Here is a 7483-nt window from a genome sequence, read left to right as displayed (position 1 = left end):
CTTCTCGTCGTAGGTCCCGTTGTCGGGCACCGCGAACCCGTGGTGGGCCGGGTAGAACTCGACCGTGTGGTCGACCCCGGCGTCCGTGAGCGCGCCCTCAAGCAGCTCGGCCTGGTCGACGGTGAACGAGTTGTCCTCGATGGCGCCGGCGACGTAGACGGTGGCGGTGATACGGCCGGCCGCCAGGTGGGGGCTCGCCGGATCGTCGGCGACGGCGAGCCGGCCGCCATGGAAGGACGCGGCCGCGGCGATCTTGGGACCGATGCCGCCCGCCGCCACCAGCGACATGCGCCCGCCCAGGCAGTATCCGGTGGTGCCGATCGCGGACCCGGTCACTTCGGGCCGCGCCAGGACGAACTCGGCGTAGGCGTCCGCGTCGGCGATGATCCGGTCGTTGGTGAGCGTGCTCATGATGCCGAACAGCCGGGTCCGCTCCTTCTCGTCCGTGAACGCCGTGGCCATGTCGAACGGCGCCCACTCGCCCGCGCGGTAGTAGATGTCCGGGATCAGCGTGACGTAACCCATGCTCGCCAGCTGGTCGCCCATCTGCCGGAACGTCTCACGGAACCCCCCGGCGTCAGGGAAGATCACCACCCCTGGCCATGGGCCATCCCCGTCAGGGACGTGCAGCGTCCCGTTGCTTGTGCCATCGGGGGTAGGGACTCGTACGTCCAGACGCGCCATCGCGGCTTCCTCCAGGGGATTGTCGGGCTGATCGCATTCACGTAGATACCACGTTGGCGGGGGCGTGTGAAGAGCTAGCCCCATAGCTGGCCGGAAGCCAGCTCGGCGCCCTTGGCGAGGGTTTCCAGCTTCGCCCATGCGATCTGCGGATGCACCCGGCCGCCGAGACCGCAGTCGGTGGACGCGATGACGTTGTCGGGGCCGACGGCCTGCGCGTACCTGACGATCCGGTCGGCGACGAGTTCCGGGTGCTCGATCACGTTGGTGGAGTGGCTGACCACGCCGGGCAGGATGACTTTCCCGTCGGGCAGCTTCACGTCCCGCCAGACCTTCCACTCGTGCTCGTGCCGCACGTTGGCGGCCTCGAACGAGTACGCGCCCGCGTTGATCGCGAGCATGACGTCGATGATGTCGGCCATCGGCAGGTCGGTGGTGTGCGGGCCGTGCCAGCTTCCCCAGCACAGATGGAAGCGGATCCGGTCTCGCGGCAGCCCGCGGATCGCGTAGTTGAGCGCCTCGACCCGCTTCATCGTGAAGCGCCTGTAGTCAGCCACGCTCGGCGCGGGGTTGATCTGATCCCAGTTCTCGGCGATCGCCGGGTCGTCAAGCTGCACGATCAGGCCCGCGTCGACGATCGCCGCATACTCCTCGCGCATCGCCTCCGCGCAGGCCCACAGCATCTCCTCGTCGTCGGCGTAGTACTGGTTGCCGAACCGCCCGCAGCTGCCGGGTGCCACCGAGTTCAGGAAGCCATCGGAGACCCCCGCGGCCGCCATCGCCGCCTTCATGTCCGCGATGTCCCGCTGCACGGCCTCCTGCCCCTGGTAGGTGATCGGCGCGACGGCGACCGGGGTGGTGACCGCATCCTCCCGGTTCGGCACCGAGGCACCGGAACTCGGATCCATGTAGGCGTCGGCGAACGCCAGCCAGTCCCGGCGCTCCCCGAAGGACGCCAGCCTGATCTCGCCCGGCTTGCCCTTGGCCTGTGGCATTTCCGCTATCGAAATCGGCACCAGTTCGATTCCGCCGAGGCGCTGGTAGACGTAGGTCCACCATGCGCCGTAGTCGTAGCGCTGGCCCATCGAGTGCCCGTATTCGCCGTCGTTGACCAGGTCGATGCCGATCGACCGCTGGCGAGCGACCACGTCTGACACTGCCGCGCGGAGTCTGCGGAGATATTCCGCTTCGTCGGGGAAAGTCCCTGCCGCCCGCTCGTGATTGAGCGCGATCAGGTCCTCTGGTCTCGGCAGGCTGCCCGCGTGGCTGGTCAGGATCCTGTCCGGCATCTCTCCTCCTTGAGACTCCCCGACGGGCGATGATCTTCCCGGGCTGAGTATGGCCGCGTCCCCAGTGGCGCGCAACACGCCCTTCCTCTCCTTACGCGTCCGTACGCGGCGGCTGCGCGGCCACGGCCTGTCCCGCCCGCGCCAGGCACCCGTCCGGTACCGGCGGCCCATCGGGAACCGGTACCCTGGCAGCGATTTCGTGCAGCGGCGATCGTGCGGCACGAGGACGGGCGCACAGCTCAGTGGCAGAGCACTTGGCCAAGCGTGTGCCCTGCCGACTGAACCCTCAAGTTCAGAGGAGGTTTCCGGAAAACTGAAACGGGCGGTTAGCTCAGCGGTTAGAGCGCTCGGTTTACACCCGAGGGGTCACTGGTTCGATCCCAGTACCGCCCACGCCGCCCGGCCTGGGCGCGTCAGGATTGCTGGCTGCCGGGACGGGTCACGAGGGCCAGCAGCGAGTTCCGCAGCTGCCGGGCGGCCCGCGGGGTGAGCGGCGCGAGGAACTCGCGCTCGGCCGCATCGCTTGCCGTGCTGGCCCGTCGGAGGGTGTCGTGTCCGGCGTCGGTCAGTTCGGTCACGTTGCGGCGCCGGTCGCCGGCGTGCGGATGGCGTGCGACCAGGCCTTTGCCTTGGAGGGCGTCAAGCAGCGCGACCATCGTCGTGCGGTCGATGCCCAGCCGCTGTGCCGCCTGCTGCTGGGACGCCGGCTCGCATGCGGCCAGGACGAGCAGCACCGCCAGCTCGCGGCCGTCGATGCCGTACGGCGCCAGCGCCCTGGTGGTCAGCTCGTTCATCTGAAGCTGCGCGTGCTTGAGCAGGTAGCCCAGGCGCCTGCTCACTTCGGGGCCCGGCCCGCCGGTCATGGACACCCGCCGATTCTACTGCTAGCCTGATCGTCAGTATCACTGATGATCAGGCGGACGGCAGGAAGGGCGGGCCGGGATGATCCTGGTCACCGGGGGCCTGGGCTTCATCGGCACCCACACCGTGCGGGCACTGCTTGACCTGGGCGAGGGCTGCGTGCTGGTCCAGCGCCGGACTGCCGCCGCGCCGGCCGGCCTGGCCGGCGCCCAGGTGGCGGTGGAGCAGGCCGACATCACCGACCTGACGGCGCTGCTGGCGGCCGGTGCCCGCCACAAGATCACCGGCATCGTGCATCTGGCCGGGTCCGTGCCCTGGCCGCCTGGCTCCGGCCAGCCCGTCGAGGCCGCGCGCAAGGCGATCGGCGGCCTGCTCAACGTCGTGCAGGCCGCCCAGGATTGGGGCGTGCAGCGCGTCGGCGTCGCCAGCACGATCGGCGTGTACGGCGGCATCGCCGCCGGCGGCTCGCTTGGCGAAGACATGCCGCTGCCGATGACCCCGGGCCACGCGATCCCGGCATTTAAGAAGATCGGCGAGCTGCTCACCGGCCACCTGGCCGGCGCGACCGGCATCGAGATCGTCAGCTACCGCATCAGCGCCGTCTGGGGGCCGCTCGGCCGGGCAGACGGGCGGTTCTGTGCCGCCCCCCAGCTCATCCACGCCGCCGTGCGCGGCACCGCGCCGGACCTGTCGCCGCTGCCCTTCCCCGTCTGCGCCGGCGACTCGACCGACCTGTGCTACGTCAAGGACTGCGGCCGGGCCATCGCGCTGCTGCAGCTGGCAGGCCAGCTCAGCCACCCCACCTACAACGTCGCCTCCGGCCGGCCGACAACCAACGCCGAGGTCATCGCCGCGATCAGGAAAGTCATCCCAGACGCCCAGATCGACCTGCCCGCCGGCCGGACCAGCCAGCCGGGCTACCTCGACATCACCCGCCTCCAGCACGACACCGGCTACCGGCCCGCCTACGACACCGAACGCGCGGCCGCCGACTACATCGCCTGGCTGCGCGCCGGCAACGACCGCTGAGCGCCTCACCCGGCGCGCCCCAACCGCACCATACCTGCATGCACGGGACAGCCGGTGCACCTTCCGCCGGCCCCGACCAGCTGCTGGGCCAGCATGTACCCCAGGCCGCTGATCACGCAAATGAAAAGAACCGTGGCAGGCATGCCTAATTGCGGACCACTGGGGCGCTCGCGCCTCTTTCGAGCCGCGCCACGGCAAGCGGCGGCGTTGTGCTGGCTGCATGGGATTCCGGCTTGGCGCAATGGCCCGGTATGTTTCGGCCGTGCAGACGGTGATCCTCGGGTCCAGGCGTTTTGACTGCCTGCCCGCGCTCCTGGATGGCGACCCGGGCGGCACGCCCGTGGTGTACGTGCCGACGGCGGCGGATGTGCTGGACGATCAGGCGTATGTGCAGGACGAGATGCATCATCTGGCGGGCATGGGCTTCCAGGTCACTGTGCTGCCGCTGGCTGGTGCCTCACGGGAACGGGTCGCAGCGCAGCTGGGGCAGGCAGGGCTGGTCTTTGTTACCGGCGGCAACGCTTTCCACCTGCTGCACCATGCGATGCTGTCCGGGTTCACCGGCCTGGTCCCGCCACTGGTGCGATCGGGGGCCTTGGTCTACGTCGGCATGAGCGCGGGCGCGCACCTGGCTACCCCGGACCTGCTGCCCTGCGTCTCAGAGGACACCCGGTGGAAGGCGCCAGAGCTGGCCACCACCACGGCGATGGAACTGGTCTCCTTCTCGGTGCTCGCGCACTACGGCGATCCGGAGCGGGCCGAGCGGCACCGCCAGCTGCTGGCCGCACCGCTGCCGCGCCTGATCGTCCCGGTCACCGACGGGCAGCTGATTGTCGTGCGCGGATCGCGCCGGAGCGTCATTCCCGCCGTGCGGTGATCGGGGCCACGGGTGGCCGGCGATCATGAGGAGCTCCGGGCGTCGGCTGCCACGCTGCGGTGGGTGGCGGTGCGGTCGAAGTCCAGCAGCATGGCCCGGGCTTGCGGCTCGATGATGGCGACCGTGATGTCGTTCCCGGCGAAGGCGCGGATCGCGGCGGGGGATTCCCAGAACGTGTGCGCGGTCAGCTCGACAGTGCCGTTCCCGTCAAGGTCGCGGCGCAGCAGGTACGCGCCCTCGAAACCGGGCAGCTTGCGCAGCTGGGGCAGCAGGGTGCCGGTGAAGTAACTGCTGTAGTTTGCGGCGCCCTGGGCGTCGGCTGTCGCCGACCAGGTCCTGACGGTCAGTTCGGTTGCCTTGGTCATGCCCGTCATCGTGGCCCGCCACGATATAAAAGTAAAGGTGAATTATCTTCCGTTAAGCGAAAGCAGGACTTGCGGATGATCGACCCCCGCAGGCTGGGCGTGCTGCAGGCGGTCGCCGTGCACGGCAGCGTCGCCGGCGCCGCCGGCGCGCTGCACCTGAGCCCCCCTGCGGTCTCCCAGCAGTTGCTGGCCCTGGAGCGGGAGACCGGCGCCAGCCTCATCGACCGCTCCGGCCGGCAGGTCCGCCTGACCGCAGCCGGGCGGCTGCTGGCGGCCCACGGCGAGCGGGTCGCGGCCCAGCTCCGCCAGGCCGAACGGGACCTGGCCGAGCTGACCGGCCAGGTGTCCGGCCCGGTGCGGGTCGCGGCCTTCCAGAGCGTCATGGCCCCGCTGATCGGCCCCGCGCTGCGCGGCCTGGCCGCCGCGAGCCCGGCTATCCAGCCCGTCATCGCCGAACGCTACGGGCCAGCTGCGCTAGCTGATCTGCGCCGCGGCGACCTGGACATCGTCCTGACCGAGTACGACGCCGCCAGCCCCCCGCCCGCCGAGCCCGGCCTCGGCCTGCGGCAGCTGGCCCTGGACCCCTACCTCTTGGTCATCCCGCCAGACTGGCAGGTCAGCCCCCGCAGCCTGCGTGACCTGGCCGGGCGCCCCTGGGTGGCCGGGCCTCCCGGTACCGCCTGTGACCACGCCCTGCGGCGGCTCGCGGCCGAGGCCGGCATCCGCATCCCGGCCGGGGATGTTTGCGTTGAGTTTCCCTCCGTCCTGGCCCTGGTCGCGGCCGGGCGCGGCGCGGCCATCATCCCCCGGCTGGCCCTCGGGCAGGCCCCGGTGACCGTCTGCGCCCTGCCGCAACTCGGCGGACGCCACATCGCCGCCTGGCACCAGGCCGGTCCCGCCCAGCCCGCACCGGCCACCGCCACCGTCCTGGACACTCTCGCCCAGACCGGCCAGGCACCACGGCAGACACCCTGACCAGGCAGCAGCGCGAGCGCCCGGCCGAGATGATCAAGGCCCAGGCGGCTGCCGCGGTCAACGGCGTCTTCGTCGCCGTCGCCAACCCGTCCGCCCCAGCGGCTGATTAAGGTCGCGGGCAATTCGCGTGCCTGGAGCCAAATCCTGTCCCGCTGGCTGACGGTCAGCGGGGTTGGCTGGTGTCCGCCGCGGCCGTGCCGTCGGCGGCGACCGTCCGCTGCAGGTTGTTGATCTGCTCCTGAAGCGCGGCGATCTGTGCCTGGGGATCAGCGGAGGCCGGGAGCGCCGCGGGCGCCGCGGGAGCCGAGTCGGCCACGCCGGGCGGCGCGGCCGGCTCGTCGTCGTCGCGGGCCTGCAGTTCGGTCTTCAGGATGCGCATCGACCTGCCCAGCGAACGCGCGGCATCGGGCAGCTTCTTCGACCCGAACAGCACGATAACCACGACCGCGACGATCAGGATCTTCCACGGGCTGTCGAACAGATCATCAAACATGGGCGCCTCTCCCTTTTCAGGAGGCGAATTCCGAGTGGTGAAACCCTTTGTCGTCGACCAGCCTAGCCGTCATTCGCGACCCGGTCAGGGCCCGCTGGCCCGGTCAGGGGTGCCCTAGGTCCTGGCCCGGGCGTGCCGGGGGACGTCGCGGCGCAGCCGGTCCCGACTCGCCCGCGGACAGTTGGTCCCGGCCGTCGGTGACCTCTGGTCCTGTCCTGGTCGCAGGCCGGCGGCCAGGCTGGATCTGGGCGTGATCAGGCGGCACCGTAAGTGGAACCGCGTAAGGGGCTGTGTCGTGGCCGGCTTGCAAACCGCGCGCCGGGGTCAGGCTGCTGATCGTCCGGGCGCTGCCGCCGAGACGGCGGTTGAGGTGTCGTCCCTGTCCAAACGGTATGGGGCCATCGAGGCGGTCAGGGACGTGTCGTTTTCGATCAGGCGGGGCGAGGTGTTCGCGTTCCTCGGCCCGAACGGGGCGGGGAAGACGACCACGGTGCGGATGCTGTGCACGCTGACCCGGCCAGGCGGCGGCCGCGTGCGGGTGGCGGGGTTTGACGTCGCGCGGCAGCCGGAGGCGGTGCGGCGCCGGATCGGGCTCGTGTTCCAGGAGCAGACACTGGATGACCGGCTGACGGCGGAGCAGAACCTGCGTTTCCACGCGGTCTTGTACCACGTCCCGCGCGCGCAGGTGGAGGAGCGGATCGGGCGCGTGCTGCGCCTGGTGGCGCTGGAGGATCGTCGGCATGACCTGGTGTCCACGTTCTCCGGCGGCATGGCCAGGCGGCTGGAGATCGCGCGCGGGATGCTGCACACCCCGGTGGTGCTGTTCCTTGATGAGCCGACCGTGGGCCTGGACCCGCAGACGCGGACGCTGGTGTGGGAGGACGTGCTGCGGCTGCGCCGGGAGGAGCAGACG

General features: G+C 70.6%; 9 protein-coding genes and 1 tRNA gene. 5 read left to right on the top strand and 5 right to left on the bottom strand.

What is annotated here, in order from left to right; genetic code table 11:
* Positions 1-684, bottom strand: a 684-nt coding sequence (locus Q1N79_RS20215; RefSeq protein ID WP_300611200.1) for a dienelactone hydrolase family protein, incomplete at its 3' end; no start/stop codon positions are given.
* 74 nt (positions 685-758) lie between these two features.
* The gene (locus tag Q1N79_RS20210) at positions 759-1970 is read right to left on the bottom strand and encodes a cobalamin-independent methionine synthase II family protein (protein WP_300611197.1); all 1212 of its coding nucleotides are present in this window, start codon (positions 1968-1970) and stop codon (positions 759-761) included.
* 320 nt (positions 1971-2290) lie between these two features.
* On the opposite strand from Q1N79_RS20210, the gene Q1N79_RS20205 reads away from it, so the two are divergent.
* A tRNA-Val gene (locus tag Q1N79_RS20205) sits at positions 2291-2363 on the top strand.
* A 20-nt stretch (positions 2364-2383) separates the two neighbouring features.
* Here Q1N79_RS20205 and Q1N79_RS20200 read toward each other — a convergent pair.
* On the bottom strand, positions 2384-2833 hold the full coding sequence (locus Q1N79_RS20200; RefSeq protein ID WP_300611202.1) for a MarR family transcriptional regulator: 450 nt from the start codon (positions 2831-2833) through the stop codon (positions 2384-2386).
* Positions 2834-2912: 79 nt separating this feature from the next.
* Between Q1N79_RS20200 and Q1N79_RS20195 the strand changes: the two genes are divergently transcribed.
* Positions 2913-3860, top strand: a complete 948-nt coding sequence (locus Q1N79_RS20195; protein ID WP_300611195.1) for an NAD(P)-dependent oxidoreductase — start codon at positions 2913-2915, stop codon at positions 3858-3860.
* 262 nt (positions 3861-4122) lie between these two features.
* Entirely contained in the window at positions 4123-4737 is a 615-nt protein-coding gene (locus Q1N79_RS20190) for a Type 1 glutamine amidotransferase-like domain-containing protein (protein WP_300611193.1), read from the top strand.
* Positions 4738-4760: 23 nt separating this feature from the next.
* Here the strand turns inward: Q1N79_RS20190 and Q1N79_RS20185 are convergent, their stop codons facing one another.
* Complete coding sequence (locus Q1N79_RS20185; protein WP_300611191.1) at positions 4761-5102, bottom strand: hypothetical protein; 342 nt, start codon at positions 5100-5102, stop codon at positions 4761-4763.
* Between the two features lie 75 nt (positions 5103-5177).
* Here Q1N79_RS20185 and Q1N79_RS20180 point away from each other — a divergent pair, with 75 nt between their 5' ends.
* Complete coding sequence (locus Q1N79_RS20180; RefSeq protein WP_300611189.1) at positions 5178-6077, top strand: LysR family transcriptional regulator; 900 nt, start codon at positions 5178-5180, stop codon at positions 6075-6077.
* A 163-nt stretch (positions 6078-6240) separates the two neighbouring features.
* On the opposite strand, the gene tatA is transcribed toward Q1N79_RS20180, so the two are convergent.
* Positions 6241-6570 (bottom strand): Sec-independent protein translocase subunit TatA, encoded by a 330-nt coding sequence (gene tatA / locus Q1N79_RS20175; protein ID WP_300611187.1) that lies wholly within the window; start codon positions 6568-6570, stop codon positions 6241-6243.
* Positions 6571-6865: 295 nt separating this feature from the next.
* Between tatA and Q1N79_RS20170 the strand changes: the two genes are divergently transcribed.
* Positions 6866-7483 (top strand): ABC transporter ATP-binding protein (locus Q1N79_RS20170; RefSeq protein WP_300611185.1); only part of this gene is annotated, 618 nt, incomplete at its 3' end.

The sequence above is a fragment of the Trebonia sp. genome (genome assembly GCF_030042015.1).
Lineage (GTDB): Bacteria > Actinomycetota > Actinomycetes > Streptosporangiales > Streptosporangiaceae > Trebonia.
This window is presented reverse-complemented; position numbering and strand designations above follow the sequence as displayed.

Bases quoted from the DNA above. Each gene is read 5' to 3' on its own strand.
- Q1N79_RS20210 (WP_300611197.1), bottom strand. From the start codon at position 1,970: ATGCCGGACAGGATCCTGACCAGCCACGCGGGCAGCCTGCCGAGACCA.
- Q1N79_RS20200 (WP_300611202.1), bottom strand. From the start codon at position 2,833: ATGACCGGCGGGCCGGGCCCCGAAGTGAGCAGGCGCCTGGGCTACCTG.
- Q1N79_RS20195 (WP_300611195.1), top strand. From the start codon at position 2,913: ATGATCCTGGTCACCGGGGGCCTGGGCTTCATCGGCACCCACACCGTG.
- Q1N79_RS20185 (WP_300611191.1), bottom strand. From the start codon at position 5,102: ATGACCAAGGCAACCGAACTGACCGTCAGGACCTGGTCGGCGACAGCC.
- Q1N79_RS20180 (WP_300611189.1), top strand. From the start codon at position 5,178: ATGATCGACCCCCGCAGGCTGGGCGTGCTGCAGGCGGTCGCCGTGCAC.
- tatA (WP_300611187.1), bottom strand. From the start codon at position 6,570: ATGTTTGATGATCTGTTCGACAGCCCGTGGAAGATCCTGATCGTCGCG.